The organism is Psychrobacter sp. AOP3-A1-26 (assembly GCF_052378235.1).
Lineage (GTDB): Bacteria > Pseudomonadota > Gammaproteobacteria > Pseudomonadales > Moraxellaceae > Psychrobacter.
In genome coordinates this window covers 1-25,878 of sequence record NZ_JBQSXN010000002.1, presented here as the reverse complement: position 1 = coordinate 25,878, position 25,878 = coordinate 1, and the positions used below count along the sequence as shown (strand labels likewise).

General features: G+C 43.1%; 22 protein-coding genes and 1 pseudogene. 16 read left to right on the top strand and 7 right to left on the bottom strand.

Annotation, left to right across the window (positions count from 1 at the left end):
- Nucleotides 1-158: 158 nt before the first annotated feature.
- Nucleotides 159-395 (top strand): acyl carrier protein, encoded by a 237-nt coding sequence (gene acpP / locus ACT3TU_RS00645; RefSeq protein ID WP_025652201.1) that lies wholly within the window; start codon nucleotides 159-161, stop codon nucleotides 393-395.
- Between the two features lie 425 nt (nucleotides 396-820).
- Nucleotides 821-1,330 (top strand): peptidoglycan-binding protein LysM, encoded by a 510-nt coding sequence (gene lysM / locus ACT3TU_RS00640; protein ID WP_444783915.1) that lies wholly within the window; start codon nucleotides 821-823, stop codon nucleotides 1,328-1,330.
- A gap of 114 nt (nucleotides 1,331-1,444) precedes the next feature.
- Here lysM and queG read toward each other — a convergent pair whose 3' ends face one another.
- Nucleotides 1,445-2,644: a tRNA epoxyqueuosine(34) reductase QueG gene (queG, locus tag ACT3TU_RS00635; protein WP_444783914.1), complete on the bottom strand. Its 1,200-nt coding sequence runs from the start codon at nucleotides 2,642-2,644 to the stop codon at nucleotides 1,445-1,447.
- Between the two features lie 195 nt (nucleotides 2,645-2,839).
- Between queG and ACT3TU_RS00630 the strand changes: the two genes are divergently transcribed.
- Entirely contained in the window at nucleotides 2,840-4,600 is a 1,761-nt protein-coding gene (locus ACT3TU_RS00630) for an NAD(P)H-hydrate dehydratase (RefSeq protein WP_444783913.1), read from the top strand.
- A gap of 6 nt (nucleotides 4,601-4,606) precedes the next feature.
- On the opposite strand, the gene ACT3TU_RS00625 is transcribed toward ACT3TU_RS00630, so the two are convergent.
- The gene (locus tag ACT3TU_RS00625; RefSeq protein WP_192523679.1) at nucleotides 4,607-5,110 is read right to left on the bottom strand and encodes a DUF4124 domain-containing protein; all 504 of its coding nucleotides are present in this window, start codon (nucleotides 5,108-5,110) and stop codon (nucleotides 4,607-4,609) included.
- A gap of 972 nt (nucleotides 5,111-6,082) precedes the next feature.
- Between ACT3TU_RS00625 and ACT3TU_RS00620 the strand changes: the two genes are divergently transcribed.
- The 9 genes from ACT3TU_RS00620 (at nucleotide 6,083) to ACT3TU_RS00580 (ending at nucleotide 13,967) form a co-directional block, all read left to right on the top strand.
- Entirely contained in the window at nucleotides 6,083-7,795 is a 1,713-nt protein-coding gene (locus ACT3TU_RS00620) for an acetolactate synthase 3 large subunit (protein WP_225735175.1), read from the top strand.
- A complete protein-coding gene (gene ilvN, locus ACT3TU_RS00615; protein ID WP_192523681.1) occupies nucleotides 7,795-8,292 on the top strand; it encodes an acetolactate synthase small subunit in 498 nt (165 codons plus the stop codon). Before ACT3TU_RS00620 ends, ilvN begins: the two co-directional genes overlap by 1 nt.
- Nucleotides 8,293-8,465: 173 nt before the next feature.
- Nucleotides 8,466-9,482: a ketol-acid reductoisomerase gene (ilvC, locus tag ACT3TU_RS00610; RefSeq protein ID WP_192523682.1), complete on the top strand. Its 1,017-nt coding sequence runs from the start codon at nucleotides 8,466-8,468 to the stop codon at nucleotides 9,480-9,482.
- A 276-nt stretch (nucleotides 9,483-9,758) separates the two neighbouring features.
- Entirely contained in the window at nucleotides 9,759-10,184 is a 426-nt protein-coding gene (locus ACT3TU_RS00605) for a hypothetical protein (RefSeq protein ID WP_192523683.1), read from the top strand.
- Between the two features lie 376 nt (nucleotides 10,185-10,560).
- Nucleotides 10,561-10,773 (top strand): cold-shock protein, encoded by a 213-nt coding sequence (locus ACT3TU_RS00600; RefSeq protein ID WP_057758834.1) that lies wholly within the window; start codon nucleotides 10,561-10,563, stop codon nucleotides 10,771-10,773.
- Nucleotides 10,774-11,107: 334 nt separating this feature from the next.
- Nucleotides 11,108-11,494, top strand: a complete 387-nt coding sequence (locus tag ACT3TU_RS00595) for a DUF421 domain-containing protein (protein WP_444783912.1) — start codon at nucleotides 11,108-11,110, stop codon at nucleotides 11,492-11,494.
- 3 nt (nucleotides 11,495-11,497) lie between these two features.
- The gene (locus ACT3TU_RS00590) at nucleotides 11,498-11,668 is read left to right on the top strand and encodes a hypothetical protein (protein ID WP_444783911.1); all 171 of its coding nucleotides are present in this window, start codon (nucleotides 11,498-11,500) and stop codon (nucleotides 11,666-11,668) included.
- Between the two features lie 486 nt (nucleotides 11,669-12,154).
- Nucleotides 12,155-12,904 (top strand): electron transfer flavoprotein subunit beta/FixA family protein, encoded by a 750-nt coding sequence (locus ACT3TU_RS00585; RefSeq protein ID WP_192523685.1) that lies wholly within the window; start codon nucleotides 12,155-12,157, stop codon nucleotides 12,902-12,904.
- A 130-nt stretch (nucleotides 12,905-13,034) separates the two neighbouring features.
- On the top strand, nucleotides 13,035-13,967 hold the full coding sequence (locus ACT3TU_RS00580) for an electron transfer flavoprotein subunit alpha/FixB family protein (protein WP_192523686.1): 933 nt from the start codon (nucleotides 13,035-13,037) through the stop codon (nucleotides 13,965-13,967).
- A gap of 222 nt (nucleotides 13,968-14,189) precedes the next feature.
- Here ACT3TU_RS00580 and ACT3TU_RS00575 read toward each other — a convergent pair whose 3' ends face one another.
- Entirely contained in the window at nucleotides 14,190-14,987 is a 798-nt protein-coding gene (locus ACT3TU_RS00575) for a TrmH family RNA methyltransferase (protein WP_192523687.1), read from the bottom strand.
- Nucleotides 14,988-15,089: 102 nt separating this feature from the next.
- On the bottom strand, nucleotides 15,090-16,073 hold the full coding sequence (locus tag ACT3TU_RS00570; protein WP_192523688.1) for a class 1 fructose-bisphosphatase: 984 nt from the start codon (nucleotides 16,071-16,073) through the stop codon (nucleotides 15,090-15,092).
- Nucleotides 16,074-16,457: 384 nt separating this feature from the next.
- On the opposite strand from ACT3TU_RS00570, the gene ACT3TU_RS00565 reads away from it, so the two are divergent.
- The 3 genes from ACT3TU_RS00565 (at nucleotide 16,458) to ACT3TU_RS00555 (ending at nucleotide 19,352) form a co-directional block, all read left to right on the top strand.
- Nucleotides 16,458-17,531 carry an aspartate carbamoyltransferase catalytic subunit gene (locus ACT3TU_RS00565; RefSeq protein WP_192523689.1) on the top strand — a complete coding sequence of 358 codons (1,074 nt, stop codon included), beginning with the start codon at nucleotides 16,458-16,460 and terminating at the stop codon, nucleotides 17,529-17,531.
- A gap of 71 nt (nucleotides 17,532-17,602) precedes the next feature.
- On the top strand, nucleotides 17,603-18,814 hold the full coding sequence (locus ACT3TU_RS00560) for a dihydroorotase (protein ID WP_444783910.1): 1,212 nt from the start codon (nucleotides 17,603-17,605) through the stop codon (nucleotides 18,812-18,814).
- Nucleotides 18,807-19,352: a DUF2127 domain-containing protein gene (locus ACT3TU_RS00555; RefSeq protein ID WP_225736924.1), complete on the top strand. Its 546-nt coding sequence runs from the start codon at nucleotides 18,807-18,809 to the stop codon at nucleotides 19,350-19,352. Before ACT3TU_RS00560 ends, ACT3TU_RS00555 begins: the two co-directional genes overlap by 8 nt.
- A gap of 164 nt (nucleotides 19,353-19,516) precedes the next feature.
- On the opposite strand, the gene ACT3TU_RS00550 is transcribed toward ACT3TU_RS00555, so the two are convergent.
- The 3 genes from ACT3TU_RS00550 to ACT3TU_RS00540 all read right to left on the bottom strand — a co-directional run bounded on the left by ACT3TU_RS00550 (nucleotide 19,517) and on the right by ACT3TU_RS00540 (nucleotide 25,475).
- On the bottom strand, nucleotides 19,517-20,791 hold the full coding sequence (locus ACT3TU_RS00550; protein ID WP_192523692.1) for a cation:proton antiporter: 1,275 nt from the start codon (nucleotides 20,789-20,791) through the stop codon (nucleotides 19,517-19,519).
- Between the two features lie 136 nt (nucleotides 20,792-20,927).
- Entirely contained in the window at nucleotides 20,928-22,538 is a 1,611-nt protein-coding gene (locus tag ACT3TU_RS00545; protein ID WP_444783909.1) for a DUF2254 domain-containing protein, read from the bottom strand.
- A gap of 402 nt (nucleotides 22,539-22,940) precedes the next feature.
- A complete protein-coding gene (locus ACT3TU_RS00540; protein WP_318779298.1) occupies nucleotides 22,941-25,475 on the bottom strand; it encodes a M66 family metalloprotease in 2,535 nt (844 codons plus the stop codon).
- Nucleotides 25,476-25,506: 31 nt separating this feature from the next.
- Between ACT3TU_RS00540 and ACT3TU_RS00535 the strand changes: the two are divergent.
- Nucleotides 25,507-25,878, top strand: a pseudogene (locus tag ACT3TU_RS00535) (hypothetical protein); the annotation flags it as partial.

The window sequence follows — 25,878 nt, the reverse complement described above, 5'->3', positions numbered from 1 at the left end:
GCGAGGCTTTACTAGACATTAGTCAAAACGTATGACTGGTTATGAAGCACTCAAACGGCATGCTAATCTGAAAATCCCATTTTATATACTATGCCATAGCGTCTAATGACAGGGCTATGGTAATTCGTAAAATAATAGATCAAAAAGGAGAAATCTACATGAGTAATGATACCGAGCTAAGAGTTAAAGCTGCAGTAGCTGAGCAATTAGGTATGAATGTTGAAGACATCAACAACGACGCTTCATTTATGGAAGACTTAGGCGCTGATTCATTAGACCTAGTTGAATTGGTAATGTCATTCGAGAGCGATTTTGGCATCACTATTCCTGATGAAGATTCAGCAGAGCTGACCACGGTTCAAAAAGCAATCGACTATGTACAAGCGCAGCTATAAATAGCAACTTGCTCGACAGGTTCGATATAACCGCTTATCTTAGTAGATAGGCGGTTTTTTTATACCTATTTTTAACCAGGATAACGTATATAGTTAAAATACTTTAAAAACGTTACGATACTGCGGGTATAGTTTTTTGCAGCCTCTGTCTGCGTAGGCACAGCAAGCAAGAAAAAACGGTACCTGCAATACGTGATGTAGCGATATTACTTCTCACTGATTATATTTATACGATTAATAATTGCGTTAACAGAAGCTACGCCAAGTCAACATTACTCAACATACTATTACTATCTACCTTATCTGCCTTTGTTTATACTAATAATGGTCAGTAAAAACAACGATGGTAAGTACGGTAAATAAAGACAATTACCATCGTATAATAATGATTGATAATAAATAACAATAGTTTAAGGAGCAATTATATGGGTATGTTTAGCTTTGCAAAAGACATCGGTGAGAAAATTTTCAATCGTGATGATGCCAAACATGATGCAAAATCAGAGACGAAAGCAGATGCCAATACGCCAGCACAAAGTAGTGAGCCTTCAGCGCAGTCAGTAGCCAATATCTTACTTCGCCGCATTCAGCAGCAAAATTTGGATATTAGTGAGCTAAAAATCAAATACAACGGCTCAACAGATACCGCAGAAATTAGCGGTAAGGCTAAAACCCAGGCAGATCGCGAAAAAGCGATTATCGCAATTGGTAACGTGCAGAACGTTGCTAAAGTAATTGATAATATCGATATTGAAGAAGATGCACCTGAATCTACCATGTATACAGTAAAGTCTGGTGACAATTTGTCTAAGATCGCTCAGGAAGTTTATGGGTCAGCAAATGATTATACAAAAATATTTGAGGCCAATAAACCAATGCTATCAAGCCCTGATAAGATCTATCCTGGTCAAGTATTACGTATTCCTAAACCATAGGATTACTTTTGAACGTATAGAGATATAAACCTCTAAACACCTCATTATTTAAAATATGCATTGATAAAAAAGCCTCTTATATATAAGAGGCTTTTTTATTTTATAAACATCATGCTATGACTTAAGAATCTTTAGTTTATCGAGCTGCTCAGTTATTGCCCAGTTAATATGCTCATCAAGCATCTCGTTATGTATGCCTAGTTTTAATCGCAGTTGGTCAATTGTTTCCTCACTAGCACTGGCGTTACCAAGTCCAATGGCAATATTGCGTAAAAAATTTACATAACCGGTTCGTCTGAGTGGGCTGCCTTCGGTCTTTTTCATAAATTCGGCTTCTTGCCATTGCCATAATTCTAGCAGACTGCTGTTATCAAGGTTATGCCGTGGGGAAAAGTCTTCTACAGGCGTGATATTGGCATAGCGATTCCACGGACAGATGAGTTGGCAGTCGTCACAACCAAAGATACGATTGCCAATCGCACGGCGGTATTTGGTATCAATACTGCCATCGTGTTCGATAGTGAGGTAAGAGATACAGGCCGACGCATCGAGCTCATAGGGTGCGATAATTGCTTGAGTAGGGCAGATATCGATACAAGCGCTGCAACTGCCACAATGTTCCTTAACGGGCTCATCATCTGGTAGCTCAAGACTCATAAATAGCTCGCCAAGGACAAAAAATGAACCCGCTTGCTTGTTTATTAGCAATGTGTGCTTTCCTGTCCAGCCAAGACCAGCCGCATCAGCAATAGGCCGCTCAAAGATAGGCGCTGAGTCACTGAACGGTCTAAAGATAAAGTCCGTTTCAGTGCCAATATCTAGATGTTGCCACTTAGGGAGCATGGATTCGATTGTTAATGCCAGTTTCTTCAGGCGACTGCGCATGGTTTTATGATAATCACGCCCTCTGGCATATCGCGCAATGATGCCTTGGTTAGGGTAATCATTATCTGTAACAGCGCGGGGTGTTGGTGCTTGGGTTAAATAGTCCATACGTACGCTGATGATAGTTTTTGCGCCTTCTACCAGCTGTGCAGGGTTGGCGCGCAGATGGTGATTGTTGTGCATAAATTGCAATTGCCCTTCATAACCTTTGGCTAACCATTTTTTTAAGTGTTCGGTTTGCTTAATAAATAAAGGGTGATGTACGGATAAGAAACCACAGTCAGCAAACCCTAAGGCTTGTGCTTGGCTCTTAATCCATTGCTTGACGTCTGCTGTGGTTGCAAACGTTAGGATGCCATTGACGGCAATCTTATTTTGATGCACGCCGTCTGGTGAATTGGGTAAGTTTGTTTGAGAATTATTATTCATGTATGACAGTAAGCGTTAATGAGAATACCGTTATGATAAGCCAGTGAGCCAAGAGCGCAAGGGTCAAATCCAATAAAACTGCATTCATATTGATACATAAGTCAAAGTAAGCTTTTGCTAAGCTAATATGATTGAGAAATAATCAGATTTTAAAATTATATATAACACGCCAATAAAAATACTAAAGGATTAGCCATGCAAGTACCAGCCTATTTATTAGCGAAACCAACCATGCCTGTCGCGCTGTATAGCAGCGAGCAGCTCTATATGATGGAGCAGGCGTGGTTTGCTCAAGGTAATGACAGCTTTAGCTTAATGAAGCAAGCGGCTTGGCACATGTCGCTATATATTGAGCAGTTTTCTGAGCAACCACACGCCAATGCCTCTTTTAAAAACAACGTTTATCGTCGTCATATTTGTCAACGTCGAGCTAGTGTTTGGGTTGCTAAAGGTAATAATGGCGGTGATGGTTGGCTGATTGCTTATTATTTGCAGCAAATGGGCTGGCAGGTGGAAATAGTTACTGTCGGTTTTGATAATCGCGATTTTGAGATAGGTAATAGCACGAATGATGCTCATAAAAACGGGCCTACATCTGATGCAGAAAAGGCTTTACAAGTAGCGCTATCTGCTGACTGCGACTATCAACGTTTTGAAGATAGTGCTTATAGTCAGGACAAACAAGTAGATAACTACTCGCAAGTTGATATCTATATCGATGCATTATTCGGTATTGGACTAGATCGCGCCCCTGTTGGTATTTATAAATTAGCAATTTGCGCGTTTAATAAGGTATCTCAACAACGTCATTCATTGGCCATTGCCGTTGATATTCCGAGTGGGTTGGTTGCTTCAACTGGAGAGGTGTTCGATCGTGTGGCAATACAGGCTGACGTGACTTTGTGCTTGATTGCTCGTAAATTCGGACTGCATACGAAGGATGGCATGGATTATAGCGGTGCGGTGATTGATATACCGCTGATACCTTATCAGGTAAATAGTAAGCCGTTACTACCAGTTGCTACCCTGATTAATACAGCGCATGGTTTAAACACGCGTCGCCAAAACAGCTATAAAGGCAGCTATGGTCATGTGTTGGTCATCGGGGGCAATCGTGTCGATGGCTCACAAGGTATGGGCGGCGCAGCGATACTCTCTGCATCAAGTGCGATGGCAGCAGGAGCGGGTAAAATCACCGTTGCTTGCCATGAAGCTTTTCATGGAGCGCTATTAACTTCACTACCGGATGCAATGACCATCAATTTACATGACCAGGATGGCGTAAAAGATTTGATTAGGGAAGCCAGTGTGGTGGCTATCGGCATGGGGCTTGGTCGCGACAAAAAAGCAGAAGCATTATTTATCAGCTATGTACAAACTGTTATAGCGGAGAAAAAACCAATAGTGATCGATGCCGATGGTCTCTATCATTTGGCGTCATTGCAGAGGGCTGGTCATAAACTAATAGCACAGCTAAAAGAATACAGTGCTGAGCATCAGGTTCGTTTGACACCGCATAGTGGTGAGGCTGCTAGGTTGCTCGATAAAAAAGTACAAGAGGTGGAAGCCGATAGGTTGGTCTCTATAGAGCAGTGTGCGACTACTTACGGCGGCGATTGGGTATTAAAGGGTGCAGGGTCGCTAATTTTGGAGCAGAAAACAGCACAGCCTCACATCTATGTATGCGGAGTGGGCAATGCTGGCATGGCGACGGCTGGCATGGGCGACGTGTTATCGGGTGTGGTTGCTGGCTTATTGGCTCAGCAGGATTTAGAACAACAACCGCGCAGTTTGCACCAAGCGGTTGTTGTTCATGGATTGGCTGGAGATACGCTAGTCAATCAAATCAATAATAGCGACAATGACACGCTTTTAATCGGTCAACGCGGGCTACAAGCTCAGGATATGCCAGTAGCCATACGTCATGTGTTGCAACTAATCACTGATGACGGTTAGGTCGGGCTAGGTCGTAGTGCCATTACAGTATTGATTGATGGCTTGCTGCACACGCTCACGCTTAAGCTCAATTTCGCGGCCATCCAGATACTCACGTTTGCCATTGGCATCCATTTCATAGATACGGCCACCAACATTCAAGTTGGTCAGGTTATTACGTAGTGACTGGCAACGTTGGGCGTTTGCTTGTGTTTCTTGATCTTTAATACGTGCTTCTAGCTGTGCGACCCGCTGTTCTTCGGCACTTGGCGCATTGCTGTTTTGATTGGGGTCGGTTTTACCCGCCAGTTGTCCTGCGCTGCTCTGTCTGCCATCACTACGGAATTCTATCAGCTCAATATTTCTGCCATTTTGCGGAGAATGTTGGCTATATTTCACTTCGCCGTGCGCACCGATAGACTTATAAACTTGAACAGCATGGCTGGCATTCATTGATAGCATTAGCATACACGCAGTACCCATACTAATAAGTAATTTGGCAGCGGTGTTTATTGTAGACGCATATGCCATGGTAAAAATCCTCTTAATGAGTAAAAAAATATGTGTATAAATAGGTTAAGGATAATGGTTAATGCACTCGATTACAATATAAATACATTGTTGTTTGATTCTAGCAAATAAACCTTATGAATGCATATTGTTTAATAACCAATAGTTAGGGGTGGGCTTTAGAAGTTTTTCTTGACAATAGCTCACAAACCATCGAATATAATAGCAGTTGATTGGTCAGTGAGCGGCTTTTATGATATTGCCGTGGCACTTGAAAATGAGGACTACGGGTTGCTTATCAGTAGCTTGCTTAGTTTTATTTTCTTTGTGACAATAATCTAGATTAAATAGTCATTACTACGTTAGCTATAAAATCTGCATTTATTGTCTCCGGACTTATCCGTCTACAATGACTAATATAAACTTATTATTAATGTGTTTCGTAAGACTTTGCTGTTATAAGATAGAGTGTCATGGGTGTTGGTAACATTTGCTCGTTAAGCAGGTTATGTGATTTTGCGATCAAATAACGTGATATTAGCTTTGAGATTTTGTTTTAACATTCTGTGCTTTTCTATTTATTTTATTATAGCCGCAAGCTGGTATTCACTACAAATAATAAGCTTCTTTTAAAGATGCATTCGCATCTTGTCACTGTATATCGATAAACTCCTGTCACAAAGCTGACCTTGCATATATTTGCTATGTTTGAGTGGTATGCTGTCTGATAAAGCAGCACGGCTCAGATATAGTGGGCACACATTCTTGATAGGGACAAGGATTAGCAGTCATTTTGATGAGACAAACAACTATGCATGAATACCGTTGTTTTCTTTTATCAAATAGTGCGATCTCTTGCCATAAAAAAAGGTGATGACAGTGACGCAAACCACGCAAAGTCCAAACATGACTGGACATACCCAAACGGGTAATGCCGCCAAAAATTTTGAAGAAAAGCAACAACGCCTTGCTGAAGGTAATGAGCAACCGGTGATGCTATCGGGTGCTGAGATGTTGGTGCAATCACTGACTGATGAAGGGGTCAAATATATTTTTGGCTACCCAGGCGGTGCCGTTCTTCATATCTATGATGCTTTGTTTCAGCAAGAAAATATTGAGCACATTCTCGTGCGCCACGAACAAGCTGCGGGTCATATGGCAGATGCTTATTCGCGCGTGACGGGTAATACCGGTGTTGTTTTGGCAACATCAGGTCCTGGAGCAACCAATACCGTGACTGCTATCGCCACGGCATTTATGGACTCAGTACCGATGGTGGTAATCTCGGGTCAGGTGCCGAGTAGCCTAATCGGTGAAGATGCTTTCCAAGAAACGGATATGGTCGGCGTATCACGGCCTATCGTTAAACACAGTTTTCAAGTTCGCCATGCCAGCGAAATCCCTGCAATCGTCAAAAAAGCCTTCTCCATTGCCCAATCTGGACGCCCAGGCCCTGTGGTTATCGATATACCAAAAGATATGACTGCGCCAAGCGAAAAATTCGCTTATGAGTATCCTGAAGAGGTGTTTATACGCTCATATCAGCCATCATTAAAAGGTCATAGCGGTCAAATTAAAAAAGCAGTGGAAACTTTATTGGCCGCTCAGCGTCCTGTCATCTACGCTGGTGGCGGTGTGATTTGGAGTAAGGCGCATGAAGAGCTTACTGAGCTTGCCCATCGCTTGAACTTGCCAGTGACCAACACCCTAATGGGATTAGGTACCTTCCCTGGTTCTGATGGCCAGTTCTTGGGTATGCTCGGTATGCATGGCACCTATGAAGCCAATATGAGTATGCACCATGCCGACGTTATTTTGGCAGTCGGTGCGCGTTTTGATGACCGCGTGACCAATAACGTCAAAAAATTCTGTCCTAATGCGACCATTATCCATATCGATATTGACCCTACCTCTATCTCAAAAACTGTTTTTGCCCATATTCCTATCGTAGGCGATGTGAAATCAGTATTGACAGACATGTTAGATATTATCAGTACCGATAAAGCGCTCGATCAACATGCATTGCTTGATTGGTGGTCGCAGATTGAAGAGTGGCGTAAGCGTCATGGCCTGCGTTATGATACCAGTACCGACAATGGCATCAAGCCACAAGCGGTCGTACAAGCCTTAGATAAAGTGACTAATAGTAATGCTATCATCACCAGCGACGTCGGTCAGCATCAGATGTTTGCCGCTCTTTATTATACTTATAATGAGCCGGGTCAATGGTTGAACTCAGGTGGTTTGGGCACTATGGGTGTTGGCTTGCCGTATGCAATGGCAGCAAAACTTGCCAATCCTGAGCGCGATGTGGTTTGTATTACCGGTGAAGGCTCTATTCAGATGAATATTCAAGAGCTGTCAACGTGCTTGCAATATAATTTGCCTGTCAAGATTTTGAACCTCAACAACGCGCAGTTGGGTATGGTCAAGCAGTGGCAAGATATGCTGTATGAAGGTCGTCACGCCCAGTCTTATATGAATTCTTTACCAGACTTTGTGAAATTGGCCGAAAGCTATGGTCATGTTGGCATCAAGATTACTGATCCTGCAACCATGGAAGCACAGTTGGCTGAAGCCATGGCGATGAAAGATAAGCTAGTATTTATCGATGTTTATGTCGATCGTAACGAGCATGTGTATCCAATGCAAATCGCTGGACAAGCAATGCGTGATATGTGGTTAACAAAAGGGGAGCGTACCTAATGCAACAACAACATCTGATTTCGGTATTGATGGAAAACGAAGCGGGTTCGTTGTCGCGGCTAGTCGGCTTGTTCTCACAGCGTGGCTACAATATCGAAACCTTAAACGTCGCACCTACCGATGATCCAAGCATTTCACGTTTGACGGTAACCACCATTACCTCGCCTGAAAGGATTGAACAAATCACCAAGCAATTGCATAAATTGATTGAAGTGGTTAAAGTGCTAAACCTAACAGAGAACGTACACGTCGAGCGTGAACTGATGCTTATAAAAGTACGGGCTACCGGTGGCGTACGTGAAGAGATTAAACGTAGTGCAGATATTTTCCGTGCACAAATCGTTGACGTAAATTCTAATTTATATACCATCCAAATCGTTGGTGACAAAGCCAAGCTTGATGGATTTATCGATGTGATTGGTCGTGAACGTATTATGGAAGTAGTACGCTCAGGCGTGATTGGTATCGCCCGCGGTGATAAAACGCTAAGCTTATAACAGCGTTCATTACACAGTTATTTGTATATCAAGTATTTGCACATATTGTATTCAAAGCTATTTATTCAACACTTAACATAGCGCTTATTTTGCCAGTCACTTTAGTACAGTGACTGTGATCTGAGTGTTTATTTATCCATGGCACGCCATGATTCAGGAAAAGGACTCTATTTATGAACGTTTTTTATGATAAAGATTGTGATCTATCAATTATCCAAGGCAAAAAAGTTGCTATTATCGGTTATGGTTCACAAGGCCATGCGCACGCGCTGAACCTACAAGATTCAGACGTCGACGTCACCGTTGGTCTACGTGCCAACTCAGGCTCATGGAAGAAAGCTGAAAACGCTGGTCTAAAAGTTGCTGAAGTAGAAGAAGCGGTAAAAGCCGCTGATGTCATCATGATTTTAACGCCTGATGAGTTCCAAAAAGAGCTTTATAGTGACGTGATTGAGCCGAATATCAAGCAAGGTGCTACCTTGGCTTTCGCTCATGGTTTTGCCATTCACTACAACCAAGTAGAGCCGCGTAGCGACCTTGACGTCATCATGGTTGCCCCAAAAGCACCGGGTCACACGGTTCGCTCAGAGTTCACTAAAGGCGGTGGTATTCCAGATTTGATCGCCATCTATCAAGATGCATCAGGTCAAGCCAAGCAATTGGCGCTATCGTATGCGGCTGGTGTTGGTGGTGGTCGTTCAGGTATTATCGAAACTACCTTTAAAGATGAAACAGAAACGGATCTATTTGGTGAGCAAGCAGTTCTTTGTGGCGGCGCAGTAGAGCTGGTAAAAATGGGCTTTGAGACGCTAACAGAAGCAGGCTATGCCCCAGAAATGGCTTACTTTGAGTGCCTACATGAGCTAAAGCTTATTGTTGACTTGATGTATGAAGGCGGTATCGCTGACATGAACTACTCAATCAGTAACAACGCTGAGTACGGCGAATATGTGACTGGTCCTGAGGTCATCAACGAGCAGTCACGCGAAGCCATGCGCAATGCCCTAAAACGTATTCAATCTGGTGAGTACGCGAAGATGTTCATCTCTGAAGGCGCAACCAACTATCCATCAATGACGGCGCGTCGTCGTAACAACGCTGAGCATGACATCGAACTGACTGGTGCCAAGCTACGTGGCATGATGCCTTGGATTGGTGGTAACAAAATCATCGATAAAGACAAAAACTAAGTCGATATTGAACCATATAAACTTAGTTAGTCCAAAAAAATCCCGCGTTATCATACGATAGCGTGGGATTTTTCATGGACGATATTTGATAAGTGTTTTCGTCATTGGCTGTCTATTCGGGTTGAAAATCAATAATAGCTACCCAATATAGGCAGGCGTCATTGTATTCATTAACGGTTTACGCAAAAAAGCAGTTGGCGTTATTCTCGCGTATTTTTAAACCATCAGTACAAATGATGCTCCCATCTTCTTTTTTTAGATTACAGGTTGTGTGTTGTGCAAATATCTTATCCTGACTGGCTAACGCCGCAATTCGTGTATATTACTCTTAGCGCTGTGGTGGCCGTTTTAATATGGATAGAAGGGGAGATGCTCAAAAAAACCGATGGCAAACTACCCCAATCTAAATTCTTCAAAGTCAGCTCTCTTCTAGATACGCTCTGGTTCTTTATTTCTGTCGTCATGTTATATGTGCTTGACCTGACACCGCTGGCGGTCACAGTACCTGCTGCCTATGGTATTTATACCACTTTTGGCTGGATATATGGCACGCGACTGTTAAAACGCAAAGGTATTCCAGATTCTCCTAAAGATTTGGTGATACCTCCTAAATACATTGCTTATAGCCAGTCATTTTCGTTGATATTTTTTGCGCTGTGTTTATTGGTATTAAGTGCACCGTGGTTACCAATCGCTCAATAAGCAGTTTGTAAGTAATAGCTAATTAGAGTTATTTAGTAGCATTGTTTATTAGCTAGACCCTTCTCTTTATATTTAGAAAAAATCTAAGCTGATAAAAACATCTTTTATATCAATGTATTGACGGCCTACTTGTTTACTTTGTCCACTTATAAAAATACTTTTAACTGTTTACAAAAATCATCAATTTACCCTGTTGCACTTATCAAAAGCTGCTATAATCAGCTTGTACCCGAAAGATTTAGGTCAAAATATTAAGGATTCCGCAAGGTAATTTAACAATTTTGATTGTTGCTTTTAGCAGAAGTTTATTTGGGTATATATCAATTAATCGGTGATGACACACGTCTCGCCAACAGTTAAAGAGTTAGGAAAATTTATGTCAGATAAAGTTGAAGGCACTGTAAAGTGGTTTAATGAAGCTAAAGGTTTTGGTTTTATCGCTCAAGACAATGGCGGACAAGACGTATTTGCTCACTACAGCGCTATCCAAGGTAACGGTTTCAAAACCCTAGCCGAAGGCCAAAAAGTGTCTTTCATCTTAGGTGATGGCAAAAAAGGCCCACAAGCTGAGCAAATCGAAGCTATCTAATCTCACTTAATATTAAGGAAGCTGATTTTTCAGTTAACTTAATAATAGTCAGATTATTAATACGCATTGATTACTTTGTTTGTTAAAACAATAAAAATACTGTTTCGACTTTAAAAAAAAGCAACCTCTCATCAGGTTGCTTTTTTTATGCCCTTTCATCTTTCGTTGAGAGAAGGAAGCATATAATACCATTCACAAAAATTAGAGTGGCAAGGAAAACGAGTGTAAGTACTACGCTTTGTAGACTAAACGAGTTTGACGCAGCTAATCTTACTTTTTGGGTTTGGTATAAGTTTATTCATTCAATAAAGACGTAGCAAAGTAAGGTCACTTTATGCAGTGGGAGACATGGTTTTCGATTGATTCGCAGCAAGTGCTAGGGATTTCTTTATCTGCCATAGGGTTTTATCTGGGTTTGATGGTGTTCACACGCCTGATGGGGTTGCGCAGCTTCTCTAAGCTCTCAAGTCATGACTTTGCGATGACTGTCGGTATTGGTAGCATACTGGCTTCCACGGTACTGTCAGATACCCCTTCCTTATCTCAAGGTTTATTTGCTGTTGCTGTGCTGTTTGTGATTCAGGGTGTTATTTCGATTATTAGACGTAAAGTTAAGCCATTTAAGTCTTTGATAGACAATCAGGCCATAATACTGATGGCACACGGTGAGTATCTTTGGGATAATTTAAAAGAGGCTAATTTGAGTACCAGTGATGTGTAAGAAGTGCTGCGCAAGAACGGTATCAAATCTAAAGCTGAAGTGTTTGCCGTAATTATGGAAACCACTGGTGATATGAGCGTTCTAAAAAGTGACGGCGTAACGCCAGACTGGTCTTTATTCGATGATATACGGGATAGCGAGCTGCTGATTACGCCCAATAACAGCGCATCATAGTATTATAATATGGCTCAAACACTTTACTTAAATATACTCAAAGAGATAAATAATAACAAGGTATTAAGTGCGCAAAGGGCTAAGCGTGCTATAAAAGAGTAGAAGGTCAGTAATAATAGTAAGCGTAAAGTGCAAAATTGCGCGCTTATAAACTATTTATTATGGAATGGTGACAAATTTATGACGCATTATTCACGGCGTTGTCTTGACCTTATGTCTGTGCTCACGCAAGATATATGGGTCTGATAATAACGGTTGGCTTAGCTTTAGCAGGTAGTATTAATAGAGCATATAATATCACTATGTTTTTGGTGTTATTTTATTTTGCTTGATATTAACGATTTTCTGCTGCTGCAGTAACAACCCTAAGTAGCATTTTGAACGACAATTTGAACCACAACTTGAGAAACAATAAACCTTTGGTTCTTAATCGATAATTTCTTAACTGACAATTTTTAATTCATAACATTAATAAACGAGGAACGTATGAAAGCATTAGTAGCGGTCAAGCGTGTCATTGATTACAACGTAAAAGTTCGTGTAAAAGCTGATAACTCTGGCGTAGACTTATCTAACACTAAAATGTCAATCAACCCTTTTGATGAGATCGCCGTAGAAGAAGCGGTTCGTCTAAAAGAGGCGGGCGTGATTGATGAAATCATCGTCGCATCAATTGGTCCAAAAGAGTCGCAAGAACAAATTCGTGCGGCGTTAGCATTGGGCGCTGATCGCGGTGTATTAGTATTGACTGACGATAAGCCTTATCCATTACAAGTCGCTAAAATACTTAAGAATGTCGCTGAAGCTGAGTCTACCGATATTATCTTATTAGGTAAGCAAGCGATTGATGACGATAATAACCAAACCGGTCAAATGCTAGCAGCATTGATGGGTATCGGTCAGGGCACGTTTGCATCAGAAGTGAAAGTTGAAGGCGATAAAGTCAATGTGACTCGCGAAATCGATGGCGGCTTACAAACTGTTGCCCTTGATTTACCAGCGGTTATCACGACTGATTTACGTCTGAATGAGCCACGTTATGCTAAATTGCCTAACATCATGAAAGCGAAGAAGAAACCGCTTGATGAAAAAACGCCAGCTGATTTTGGTGTTGATATGGCCTCTAAGCAAGAGATTATTAAAGTTATGCCACCTGCTGAACGCAAAGCTGGTATTACAGTAGGTTCAGTGGACGAGTTGGTTGATAAGCTAAAGAACGAAGCAAAAGTAATCTAATACTTCGCTATGGCATATCATGTACAAGGTTATATATCTCAGTCGGTTGATTCAATGTTGGCTGAAAAATTGACCTTGTACACAAACAACCGCATGAATAGATAATACGAACAAATAAAGGATTAAAACAATGGCAATTTTGGTATATGCAGAACACGACAATGCCAGTCTAAAAAAGGCAACTTTGAACACCATCGCTGCTGCGAAACAAATGGGTGATGACGTCCATGTGTTAGTCGCTGGTAGTGGTAACCAAGCAGTCGCTGATGAAGCAGCAAAAGCGGAAGGCGTGAGCAAAGTACTGTTAGCAGACAATGCTGCTTATGAGCATCAGTTGGCAGGCAACGTGGCATTATTGGTCGCTGATATTGCGGGTGACTATAGCCATATCATCGCTGCCGCAACGACCACTGGTAAAAACTTTATGCCACGTGTCGCCGCTTTGCTTGATGTCAGTATGCTGTCAGAAATCTCTGCTGTAGTAGACACTCAAACGTTTGAGCGTCCTATCTATGCGGGTAATGCGACCGCAACGGTAAAAACATCAGAAGATAAAGTGGTACTAACCGTACGTACTACTGCTTTTGATCCAGTAGCAAGCGAGGGTGGTTCAGCCACTGTCGAAACAATCGACAATGTGCAAGAGCTTGGCAAATCAAGCTTTGTTAATGAAGAGATGGCCAAATCTGACCGTCCTGAATTAACCTCAGCGTCAATCGTTATATCTGGTGGCCGCGCTTTAGCAAACGGTGAGAACTTTACTAAATATATCGATCCACTAGCTGATAAATTGGGTGCAGCAGTTGGTGCATCACGCGCGGCAGTGGATGCTGGCTATGTGCCAAACGATATGCAAGTCGGACAAACAGGTAAGATCGTAGCGCCAGATTTGTATATCGCTGCTGGTATCTCAGGTGCCATTCAGCATTTAGCGGGCATGAAAGATTCTAAAGTCATCGTTGCTATCAACAATGACCCAGAAGCACCAATCGCTAGTGTTGCGGATTACTTCTTAGAAGCTGATTTGTTTGAAGCGCTGCCTGAGCTAACCAGCAAGGTTTAATTGCTTTTATTAAAATGAAATAGAAAAAGCCCGCTATTGTTGATAGCGGGCTTTTTTATATAAAAATAGTGCTGATTTAGTTGGCGGTATTAGCTATATAGTTAAAATACTTTAAAAACGCTACGATACTGCGGGTATAGTTTTTTTGCAGCCTCTGTCTGCATAGGCACAACAAGCAAGAAAAAACGGTACCTGCAGTACGTGATGTAGCGATATTACTTCTCACTGACTATAGCTTCTTTGGCGTAGCGTCTCATATAAGCATAGCGAGCCTGCAATCGCGACATTAAGGCTTTCTTGACCATTTGGTTGTGGCAGGGCGATAGGGGTAGCGCATTGCATTAGCTCGTCACAAACTCCTTGACCTTCATGACCCATAATCCAAGCGACTGGCTGCTTCAGATCATGCTGATAAATGACCGTATCGGTATGTGAGCTGGTCGCAAATAGCGGCGTTTGCACATGGTTTAAAATATCTTGTACCTCTAAACCTTCATATATAGTTAACGCAAACTGCGCTCCCATGCCCGCACGCAATGTCTTCGGTGACCAAGCTTGCGCCGTGGCACTGGTACAAAGTATGTTTTGGATACCAACGGCTGCGGCGGTACGTAATAGCGTACCGACATTGCCACTGTCTTGCACATCATTGAGAATCAGGCAGTCATTATTTATCATTGATAAACTAGGCGTTGGCACCTTAAGGATTGCCATGATATCAATACCAGTTCCCAAACTACGGATGCTTGCATAAAGCGCGTCGGTCAAAATCAAAATCGGTGTATAAGTTGGCAGGCGAGATAAGATTTGCTGAACTTCGGGATGCTGCTGAGCTGCCTCTGCAAGCAGTATCTGCACGAACGGATAATCACTACGTAGCGCTGCATCGATAAGATGGACGCCCTCGATTACCGTTTGTTCGTGTTTTTTGCGCTGGCGGGCTTGCGTCAATAGTGCTTTGACTAGCTTGACCGTTGTATTCTTATCTGAGGTAATAAGCTCGGTGGGATTTGCTACCATAATGGATCGCTTAGAGAAAAATATTAAGAATTTAAATGACCCACATAAAGTGTATTATATACTTGGCTTTGTGCGGGTCATTATCACAGTAGATAGGAGGGTTTATTTTTCAGCGTGAGCTAAATGTAGTTTTTTAACATAATCGACTTCGTTTCTGCTACCCAGCACCACAGGCACACGTTGATGAATATCGGTTGGCTCTATATCTAAGATACGATTGACCGCATCCGTTGCGCCGCCGCTCGCGCGCTCGATGAGTAAACTCATGGGGTTGGCTTCATACATCAGGCGAAGCTTGCCCGCTTTATTGGCATACTTGGTATCAAACGGATAAGTGAAGAGGCCACCGCGACATAAAATGCGATGCACGTCACCGACCATTGCAGCTACCCAGCGAGTATTGAAGTCTCGACCACGCACCCCTGTCTCGCCTGCGATGAGCTCGTCGATATACTGTTGCATTGGCGCGCGCCAGTAGCGATAATTTGAGGCATTGATGGCATATTCGCTGGTATCGGCGTCGATTTGCACATTGTCTTTTATCAGCACATACTCGTTCGTATCTGGGTCTAAGCTGAACATAACCACGCTATCAGTGATGGTCAGTGCTAGTACGGTAGAGGTGCCGTATAATAAATAGCCCGCTGCTTGTTGTTGATTGCCCGCCTGTAAAAAATCACTGTTTTCACTAACTTGACCTTGGCGCTGATACGGTAGAATGGAGAAGATAGTGCCAACGGCCATGTTGATATCGATATTGGATGAGCCATCAAGGGGATCAAATAACACCAAGAGACTGCCATCAGCATTGGCTGGGGTCGCATTATCGAGTTCTTCTGAAGCAACACCTGCACAATGCGTATTGTTTGCTAAAGCCTCTAATAGTAAGTCATTAGACAGCACGTCTAGTTTTTTTTGGTCTTCACCTTGTACATTTTGATTGCCCGCTTCGCCAAGGATATCTGCTAGAGCCCCTTTTCTGAGTAGTTGTGAGATGGTTTTACCGACGTCAGTAACGGTCGTAATGATATCGTTGAGCGCAGGACTGGTTGCATGGCTATTTAGATAATTTGCTAAGGTCGTCATAGTGCTTCCTAATAAATGACATGGATAGATAAATGGTACTGAAAGTAGAGGAATAGGTAATAATCAGAGAAAAGAGCATTAAACCATCTTAAACGGGCAAATTTTTAAATAGCCTGTATGGCATCTTTGTCCTGACCATAAAATCAGCTACACTATCGCTATTATTATTCATTGATGTTTTAAAGGGCTGATTTTTGATGGTGGTGCTCAAAATGGATGGGTATTATCCAACAGGACTACCGAGTCTATTTGGCATGGGGTAAATTGTAGCAAATAAGCGCCAAAATGTCCTCGTATCTGTGCGCATCTGCTATAAATGCTCGAATAAAGATGAATAAATGATTAATATAGACTCATACAAACTTAAAATACAGACAGGTCATTATGTCAAAACCTATCGATAGCCGTTCAACAGATACAATCTCACCGACTGATTATACAAAACTTGATCCCAATGTTATTCATCAAAAGCTCGATACATCGTTAAGTCGTCCACAGCTCAATAATGATGGTACGATTCGTCATTTTCTGGGCGTAGAAGGCCTTAACAAAGCACAGCTGCAAGCGATTATTGCCAAAGCCGAGACATTTTTTGATGAGAATGGCCAGCTTATCAACCGCCCTGAACTTGAAGGCTACACGGTGATGAATTTGTTTTTTGAGCCGTCGACTCGTACGCGTACCACATTCGAAGTAGCAGAAAAGCGTTTGGGCGCCAATGTACTCAATATCGATATCGAACGCTCCAGTACCAAAAAAGGGGAGAGCTTGCGCGATACGTTATGGAATTTGCAAGCCATGACCGCAGATATTTTTGTGGTGCGGCATTCCGCATCAGGCGCGGCTCATTTTATGGCAACAGAAGTGACGCCAGATATCGCCATTATTAATGGCGGTGATGGCTGGCACGCACATCCGACTCAGGGTATGCTGGATATGCTGACCATTCACCGTGAAGCACCGCGTCCTTTTGAGGAGTTATCGGTAGCTATCATTGGCGATATCAAGCACTCTCGGGTAGCTCGTTCTGATATCAGTGCGCTGCAAACATTAGGGGTTAAAGACATTCGTGTCTGTGCGCCGCGCACGTTATTACCTAAAGGTATTGAGCGCTTTGGTGTGCAAGTTTATGAAAATATGAATGAATGTGTGACTGACTGTGATGTCATTATGGGGTTAAGAATACAAAACGAGCGTATCGGCTCACCACTATTGGCATCATCGAGTGAATATTATAAACACTATGGCATTACGCCAGAGCGCGTGGCATTGGCGAAGCCTGATGCGCTAATTATGCATCCAGGGCCGATGAACCGTGGGGTTGAGATTGCCTCCAGCGTTGCCGATGGCACCCAATCTGTGATTTTAAAACAAGTAAACAACGGCATTGCTATTCGTATGGCGGTGCTGGCACTGGCAATGGAAGGTCAACGCGCGCATCAAGCGACTGGTAGTTAATATTTGCCTAATATCTGGCCACCTTGTTTTATTCTTATTCACTCCATTTTATTAATACGGTAACAACGCTCATGACCACTATGATAAACACTGACGCTACGCTACTTAACTGCTTACCAAAAACCTTTCAAAGTGCATTGCCAAGTACAGTAACTGACAAACTGGCTAATCTCGAAGCAGGGCGAGAGATGTGGTTGCTGCCCCCATTGGTTGACTTGTGCGCCCGCTTGCGTGAACCGGGACAACAGCAGCATGGTACGTTGGAGTCAGAAGGGCGTGCTGCTCGTGCCAATGGCTTTTTGCATGTGGTGACGCCACCTGACACCAATCCTATCTTGGAAAATGGCTCATTATTAAAAGGCTTGCGTGAGCGCGCGCTTGATGATGGCGGCATTTATCTGCATATTTTAGGCGCATTGACTGCTGGGCTAGAAGGCGGACGTCCCTCTAATATTGCAGGGCTTAAAAAAGGCGGCTGTATCGCTGTCTCTAACGCTCGTAGACCTTTTAAGAATGATTTGGTACTCCTGCGCACACTAGAGTATGCCGCGACTTTTGGCATGAAAGTATTCTTTTATCCTGATGAGCCAAGTTTGTCTGGCGATGGCGTGGCGCACGAAGGCTATATTGCCTCCTATCATGGCTTGCAAGGTATTCCTTGGATTGCCGAAACGGTCGCTTTATCTACCCAGTTGTTAATGGTAGAAGAGACGGGTATCGCTGCTCATTTTAGTCAATTATCGTGCAAGTCTTCAATCGAGCTGATGCGCTGGGCCAAAGATAAAGGTTTGCCCGTGACTTGTGATGTGGCGATGCATCAGTTGTATTTGACCGATGACAACCTAGAAGGCTTTGATGCCCAAGCTTATGTGTTACCGCCACTACGTAGTAATACTGATCAGCAAGCGATTCGCCGTGGTCTAAAAGACGGCACTATCGATGCGATTTGTAGTCATCATGAGCCACTAAATAGCACGGCTAAAAAAGCACCGTTTGCTGAGAGTACTCCCGGTATCTCAAACTTTGATACCTTTATGGCGCTGGCGTGTCAGCTGGTGCAAGATGAGGTATTAACCTTAGAGCAGCTGGTTGATAAAATCTGCCTTAACCCTGCAAAAATCGCTGGTATTGACGAGCAATACGAAAGTATCGGTGGTGCAATATTGGTTGATCCCAACCTTGAATGGCAGGTGACCACCGAAACAATGCTGTCGAATGGCAAAAACACGCCGTTCTTTAACCAGCAACTACAGGGTCGCGTTGTGGAGACGTTCTTTGGCTAAATTGCCCAAACAGGATGACAGTCTGCCGTCAGATATGCAGGATAATAGTGCTGACATAAGCCAAAAAGACAAGCCGCACAGTACTTCCAGTGAGTCTATCAAAGCGGTAGCAATCTATGAGGTGGTCAAAGGGCTAGGCGCGGTATTAGGGGCAGTGGCTTTGTGGTCGTGGCATGGTGATCTTGAGCACTGGATCGCTACTGCCACCGCCTCTTGGCAACAATACTTCGGTCAGCTGTTGGCAGCGCAAGTTGATAGCGCAGTACGCATCGCCCAGCAGGCAAGCAGAAACTGGCCAGTATTTTTATTATTAATATGCGCTTATGCCAGTCTACGCTTTCTTGAAGCCTATGGCTTGTGGCAAGATAAAACATGGGCCTATTGGTTTGGTGTGCTGGGTTATGGGGTGTTTATCCCTATCGAGCTCTATTATCTTTTTGCTAGCCCGTTTGACTGGTTTAAACTTGGAATACTGGTCTCGAACATTTTTATCGTCATTGTGGTTTATCGTAATATGAAACGGAAGGGTCTGATATAACGATTATTAAAAGAATTGAATATACATGAAAAAGCCAGCGTAAGAATACTATCTTATGCAGGCTTTTCTTTTAGGGCGTGTTGAATATTCGATCAATCAGCAGTGCCTATTTGTGAATATTCAACACGCCCTAATAAAACGACTTAATTTAAACTATTTATAGGTTATAGCTTTGCTGTGTTTTCATCAGTGCGAATACTTTTGGCCACTTTGCCAACACTTAAACCTTGTACCAAGATAGAGAATATTACCACAGCATAAGTCAATGCCAATAAAATATCGCGCTCGGTGCCTATTGGTAATTGTAATACCAGGGCAACCGAGATGCCACCGCGTAATCCGCCCCATGTCAGCACTTTCCATGCGCCTGTTGGCAAATCAAGCTGGCGATGGAAGGTTTTGGTGGTCATACCGACGACAATAAATCGAGCGAGTAAGGCGATAACAATCGTTAAGCCAGCGGCGATAAATAAATTGCCTGAGTAAGCAATCATCACCACTTCTAGGCCGATTAATACAAATAAAATGGCGTTTAAGATTTCATCGATTAATTCCCAAAATAAATCAATATAGTGGCGAGTTTTATCGCTCATCGCCAGCTCCCGCCCGCGATTACCTACCATCAAGCCCATCATCACCATCGCCAGTGGACCTGATAAATGCCAATGGCTGGCCAGCGCATAACCACCTATCACGCCTGCTAGGGTTAAGAGTACCTCTTCTTGATAACTGTCGATACTTTTTAGCATGTAATATAAAATCGCACCGAGTACAAAACCAAAAACAATGCCGCCACCGGCTTCGACCGCTAGCGTATGCGCCACATAATTGGCAGTTGGGATATCACCACTCGATAAAATACCAAGTAAGATTACAAAAATAACCACACCGATACCATCGTTGAATAAAGACTCCCCGGCGATGACGGTTTCGATACTTTTTGGGGCACCTGCGGATGAGAGAATGCCCATCACAGCAATGGGGTCAGTCGGTGATATCAGAGCCCCAAACAATAAACACCACAGAAATGGCAAACCAAAGCCGAACAATGGCAGCATAAAATAAAGTGCGGTCGCGATAAGTAACGCAGAGACAATGGTGCCAATGCAGGCAAGAATACCTATGGGCAGCTGATAACGTTTTAAATCACCAATGTTGACGTGTAAAGCACCAGCAAACAGCAACATAGAAAGCATGCCGTCTAATAATACTTCAGTGAAATCAAGCTGCGCCAACAAGCTCATCTCATAATCAATAAGCTCATCGAACCCTAAAAAACCCAGAAATATGGCGCCAATAGACAATAAAATGGAGATAACCATTACGCCAATCGTGGTCGGTAGACCAATAAAACGATGGTTAATATAAGTCAGTAAGGCAGTGATAGATAAAAATATGGCGCTGATTTCGAGTATAGTCAGGCTGCTTGTAGGGGTCATGAAAAGGGTCTCAGGTGAGTATGGGAAATTGCTCTAAGCTTAGCGCTTATAGAGACTAAATAGGTTTGATTTTAGTTATTTTTTGGTCTTTATAAGATCTACCTATATCAAATAATGGGTGTAATAGGGTTTATGTTTATTGGGTTTGTAATGCTTGAGCGATATGAGCGTCAAACTCACTAACGTAATTAAAATATCGATGCTGAGCGTCATTACTGAGAATAAATTCCTGTGCTTGTTGACACATGGCTACTAAATCATCGACCAATTCTTGATAGCTTAGATTGTCTTCCCCAGCACGCTCAATCAGTTTTAATTCATGCAACAGCGTTTGCTGCTGTGCACTATTTATGTGGGCATAATTGAGATCGACTATTGCCTGACATAAAGCCTTTAACACCATCAAATCAGCCGCTGCATAACGACGTATTTCGCCAAGTGAGGTGTTGAGGAAATCAGATATTTTAGGTGTGTGGGTGACCACGGCCAATATAGCCAGTCGCTGCTGTTTCGACTCAAGTTTGGGTGTAACATCATTATCTTGTGCTGGTATATAGAAATGATAGGGGCTGGGAGGCTGACGACGCATCATGATACTTAAGCAGCTGGTCAGTGACTGTACGCAGTTGACCGCTGTTTTTGGGTCATTAATACCAGGAGACAAGGCTCGCACGGCAATCTCAGTCATTTGTCCTAAGCTATAGGCAATATCATCAGAATGCGCCAATCGTTGCTCGATACGTATGCAGCCAGCAAAGCGCTGCCAAAACATGCCATCAGGTGCGCGTGGTATCACAGCTAAATGTGGCGTGGCTGTTTTTTGCTGATTGGTTGGATGAACTACTGGGCGCTGGTAAAAATAACCAATGACGTTTTTGTCCGTAACGTAGTTACCGAGGTTGATACGCATCTGCACCACACCGCCATAATCTTGTGTCAGTGTCGCCAGAGATTCGAGATAAATTTGCTGTAAGTAGCCTGATTTTGGGGGATAAATGGGCGTCGCAGGCCAATTCTGAAACTGCTCGATATCATGATGTTCAATATCACGTTGATGTTGAATATCGCAATGATCCTTATACCAGTAGTGAATGTTTTTGATAGCATCATTGCTGGCACCTTGAATCACATGTGATGCCTGTATGGCATGCACCATATGCTGTACAAAGTAGACCAGCAAAAGCGCACAGACAATGGCCATTATAATAGCAAAAGTCACTGCGAGCTGCGGTACACCGAAAGCGACGTCATATTTATGGATGGATTTTAAAACCAATAAACTATAGCTAAAAGTACCAATGAACGCGCCCAATACAAATTGGTTTGGGGTGTCGGTCAAAAAATTGCGCAATAATCGTGGGCCAAATTGTGAGGAGGCCATCGACAGTACAGCGATAGTAATAGAAAAGGTGGTACCAGCGACGCCGAGTACTGCGCCTGCAATCGAGGTCATAATGGCGCGGGCAGCCTCGTCATCACCCGTAAAAGCAAAGGTAATCTCTCTGACTGTTTCACGGTCAAAGTGTTGATCGATAGTGACCAATAAAGGCGCGAGCAATATACCGGCGATGACACAAGTTGTTGGAATAAACCAATAAGAACCAATGAGCTGCTGCCACAAATTCCTCAGACGGTCGGGCAGGTCTGTCAGTGTCTGTAGCGACCATAACTGAATAAACTGCTTCATTCCTTGCGCAATGACTGTAAGTAGTCGTTTAATTAAGCCATTTTCAGGGGAATTATCCAACGTTATGTGCTCCAAAAATAACCTAAGTTTTATTATATGGTTCTATAGTTAAAATACTTTAAAAACGCTACGATACTGCGGGTATAGTTTTTTTGCAGCCTCTGTCTGCACAGGCACAGCAAGCAAGAAAAAACGGTACCTGCAGTACGTGATGTAGCGATATTACTTCTCACTGACTATAGTGAACTGATAATGAAAAGCATCGATGCGCTTTGACTAATAAAGCCCTTAATAGTAAATTACCTTAGCATATAATTTGCAGCGATTAAAAATTTAGCAAAAAATAAGCCCCTATTAATAGGGGCTTATTTATACAGTTGTTTTTTTATAGTAGATTGTCAGATAACTATTTTGCCAAGATTTTATTAAAATAGTAAGTAATCAAGCTTCCGCGACTATCTGTTAACTGACCAGATCCTCAATCCAAGTACTTATCGCGGTGCTTACTTTCTCTAGTACTGACGGCTCTTCTGTACTGTCCATACTTAATGACCGCGTTTGCAAATTATCCATCGTTACTGGTTCTTTTTGCAGACTATCCACAATTAAAGGTAGATTGTTACCAGCAGTTGCTAAGATAAAGCTTGGATTTTTAGTCAGCGTCGTCCATTTCTGATTCCAACCACCGTTACAGTTGTAAGTAATCAAGCTTCCGCGGTTATTGACTAAATGACCCGTTCGCAAATCAAAGCATTTGCCGCCTTGTTTTATTTGGTCGGCACCGTGCATCTCCCAAACTTGCGCTGGTGAGTCCATACTACAAGCACCCAAAACCACCCAAGCGCTCTGCTGCGTTAAGCACTGATCCAATGCCATTTTACTATGGATTTTACCTTTAACATCATAAACCCACTGTTCAGAGTCATCACCAGTACAACCACTTGGACCGCTAATAAAGCTATTTAGCTTGCCATCTTCTAGTTTTTCAACTTTAAGACAGTTGTTGCCGTTACGTATAGTAGTAACATTTTCTAAAGGTTTGTCATCTTGTAGCTCTAACCATTTAACAAACTGCTGAAATTCGTTGAGTGCTTCAGGCTCTTTCTTGATTAAATCAGTACGATACACATTGACCCAACGGTTTAAGCGATTTAGAGTTTCTTGCTGCTGCTCATAACGCTCTAATGTTTCCAATGCTTGCGGGCTGAGCTCATCACGATACTCTTTATAAGAATCATATAACAATTTACCTTTGGCATCCAAAACAACCGTCGGATTCTCTGCTTGGGTGATAAGTTGCTGCTCTAATTCTGGTAACTCCACCTTTCTTAGTGCCGTATAGCCATAATCTTTACCAAAGGTAACTGCTGGTCTAATAGGATCGCTATATTGACGAATATCAATTGTCGATAGCTGTACTTGTGCTTCATTGGCTTTTTTACAGTACAAATCCACCTTTTTTGGGTCTTCAGCAATCGCTAAATTGACATGGAATTTATTAGCATTGCCATTCATCCGATTAGGAGCTAAAGCAATGTTGTCAACTTTGTTACTATAAGTGACGTTTAACCAGCAGCTTGCCGCTTCTAGCGAGTTATTTGGCGTCGGTAAATCAAAAACATTACCCCAGTTACCACGTGCCTCAGGATAAATAATCCCTTTTTGCGCCACAGGGTCATACCCGCCTAGGATGGTGAAAACCGGCACACCTGGTAAGCGCGCTTTTAAGTAATTACCATCGGCACTGTTATACCAAACATTACCAGACCTCGGTACTTTAGGCTGGAACACTTCCATTTTTCTGAGTTCAGCATTCCATTTTTTATAGCCCGTCGGTGAATCAGCGTCGAATACTGCCCGATCAAATGCTGGCTGTATTTTTATCTTGGTACTGTAGCCGGTGTAATGGGTGTAGTCTGAATAAGCGCCACTCTGTGAGCCGCCAGACATCGCGTCGCGGCCATAGCCATAGGTGGCCAAGAAAAGAGGTTTGCCACTGAGGCCATCACCTTCAACTTGTCGTGGCCAGTCTAAATTGCCACGCATTTTATTTCTTAGGCTGTTATAACCCCAGCCACTATCGGCATGATGCTCGGCCCAGAAATGATCATCGCCTACTGCACCAGGATAATGACCTAAGCCATAGTGATGGCCGATTTCGTGACTAAACTCATTACCCACAGAATCGATAATAGTCAGCATACCATTACCACCACTTAAGCCGTGGTTAGCTTCGCCATTGGCATATTTACCGCGTGCATGATGCGCGTTGACGTTTTGAGTCAGCTGTGGCTGCTCCTGGCTGTGTAGCGATGCGCTAGTCACGCCCCAATTGGCCAAGTTCATACCGACACCAAAGGTCGCTTTTGCGGTGTTTTCACGCATATCGCCATCATAAACGCCACCGTTCGAGTTACTCACCGAATCATAGATGGTGCCATTGCCCACCATCACTCGATCAAGCTCCATGTCGTCATATACAGCAACGGTCATTTGTGCCGCTGGAATGGTTTGGAAGTAATCTGAACCCGCTCTTTCTGGGTCGCGTAACATGTAATGACCCCAAGATTGAGGTGCATCCGTTAGCATACCCAGACGAATATTAGTCAATACCAACTCGCCTGGTGCGGCAAAGTCTATTTTATCTTCTAACAATTCACCGCTACGCTTCTGCTCATCCACAATGCGGATTTTGAGGCCACCTTCTACCTCGTCCCAGTTGAGCTTGGTCGACCATGCGCGATTACTGTAAGCAACGCGAGGGCGTTGATCGGTATTGGTCTGATCGGTGGCTGGTATTTGAGTCGGATCAGCTAAGTTGACGCTGCGTAATAAAGCTCCATCTTTATAGATTTCTGCCACGAGCTTAGTAACGTCACCCATCTCAGGAGTAGGCGTCACTAATAACAGCGCTTCTTTTTCTGCCGTCAGGCGCGGCATGTTTTTTGCTTCGTTGCCTTGTGGGTCAACGGTATGGTTCTGGCCAAACTGAATCATAGCTTGGAAAGTACCCACTAGGTCTGGACGGATGTCTCGAATCGCTCCTGCTCTGCCCGCGTGGTCAAAGAACCCTAATAAATACGCATCAGCGATATCTTTCTTTGGCTCTGGATATTTGAGCTGTGTACTCGGTCCAATTGACGTCGAAGGAATACTTGGTTTGCTTGGTCCGATTGGTGTCGAAGGAATACTTGGTTTGCTCGGCTCAATTGGCGTAGCAGGAATGCTCGGTTTGCTTGGTCCGATTGGTGTCGAGGGAATACTCGGTTTGCTCGGCTCAATTGGTGTAGCAGGAATACTCGGTTTGCTTGGTCCGATTGGTGTTGAAGGAATGCTCGGTTTGCTCGGCTCAATTGGTGTCGAAGGAATACTTGGTTTGCTTTGTCCGATTGGTGTTGAA

What these genes read in the sequence shown, in the direction of transcription:
- acpP (WP_025652201.1), top strand. Translation starts at nt 159, where the DNA reads ATGAGTAATGATACCGAGCTAAGAGTTAAAGCTGCAGTAGCTGAGCAA.
- lysM (WP_444783915.1), top strand. Translation starts at nt 821, where the DNA reads ATGGGTATGTTTAGCTTTGCAAAAGACATCGGTGAGAAAATTTTCAAT.
- queG (WP_444783914.1), bottom strand. Translation starts at nt 2,644, where the DNA reads ATGAATAATAATTCTCAAACAAACTTACCCAATTCACCAGACGGCGTG.
- ACT3TU_RS00630 (WP_444783913.1), top strand. Translation starts at nt 2,840, where the DNA reads ATGCAAGTACCAGCCTATTTATTAGCGAAACCAACCATGCCTGTCGCG.
- ACT3TU_RS00625 (WP_192523679.1), bottom strand. Translation starts at nt 5,110, where the DNA reads ATGGCATATGCGTCTACAATAAACACCGCTGCCAAATTACTTATTAGT.
- ACT3TU_RS00620 (WP_225735175.1), top strand. Translation starts at nt 6,083, where the DNA reads ATGCTATCGGGTGCTGAGATGTTGGTGCAATCACTGACTGATGAAGGG.
- ilvN (WP_192523681.1), top strand. Translation starts at nt 7,795, where the DNA reads ATGCAACAACAACATCTGATTTCGGTATTGATGGAAAACGAAGCGGGT.
- ilvC (WP_192523682.1), top strand. Translation starts at nt 8,466, where the DNA reads ATGAACGTTTTTTATGATAAAGATTGTGATCTATCAATTATCCAAGGC.
- ACT3TU_RS00600 (WP_057758834.1), top strand. Translation starts at nt 10,561, where the DNA reads ATGTCAGATAAAGTTGAAGGCACTGTAAAGTGGTTTAATGAAGCTAAA.
- ACT3TU_RS00595 (WP_444783912.1), top strand. Translation starts at nt 11,108, where the DNA reads ATGCAGTGGGAGACATGGTTTTCGATTGATTCGCAGCAAGTGCTAGGG.
- ACT3TU_RS00585 (WP_192523685.1), top strand. Translation starts at nt 12,155, where the DNA reads ATGAAAGCATTAGTAGCGGTCAAGCGTGTCATTGATTACAACGTAAAA.
- ACT3TU_RS00580 (WP_192523686.1), top strand. Translation starts at nt 13,035, where the DNA reads ATGGCAATTTTGGTATATGCAGAACACGACAATGCCAGTCTAAAAAAG.
- ACT3TU_RS00575 (WP_192523687.1), bottom strand. Translation starts at nt 14,987, where the DNA reads ATGGTAGCAAATCCCACCGAGCTTATTACCTCAGATAAGAATACAACG.
- ACT3TU_RS00570 (WP_192523688.1), bottom strand. Translation starts at nt 16,073, where the DNA reads ATGACGACCTTAGCAAATTATCTAAATAGCCATGCAACCAGTCCTGCG.
- ACT3TU_RS00565 (WP_192523689.1), top strand. Translation starts at nt 16,458, where the DNA reads ATGTCAAAACCTATCGATAGCCGTTCAACAGATACAATCTCACCGACT.
- ACT3TU_RS00560 (WP_444783910.1), top strand. Translation starts at nt 17,603, where the DNA reads ATGACCACTATGATAAACACTGACGCTACGCTACTTAACTGCTTACCA.
- ACT3TU_RS00550 (WP_192523692.1), bottom strand. Translation starts at nt 20,791, where the DNA reads ATGACCCCTACAAGCAGCCTGACTATACTCGAAATCAGCGCCATATTT.
- ACT3TU_RS00540 (WP_318779298.1), bottom strand. Translation starts at nt 25,475, where the DNA reads ATGATTCAGTTTGGCCAGAACCATACCGTTGACCCACAAGGCAACGAA.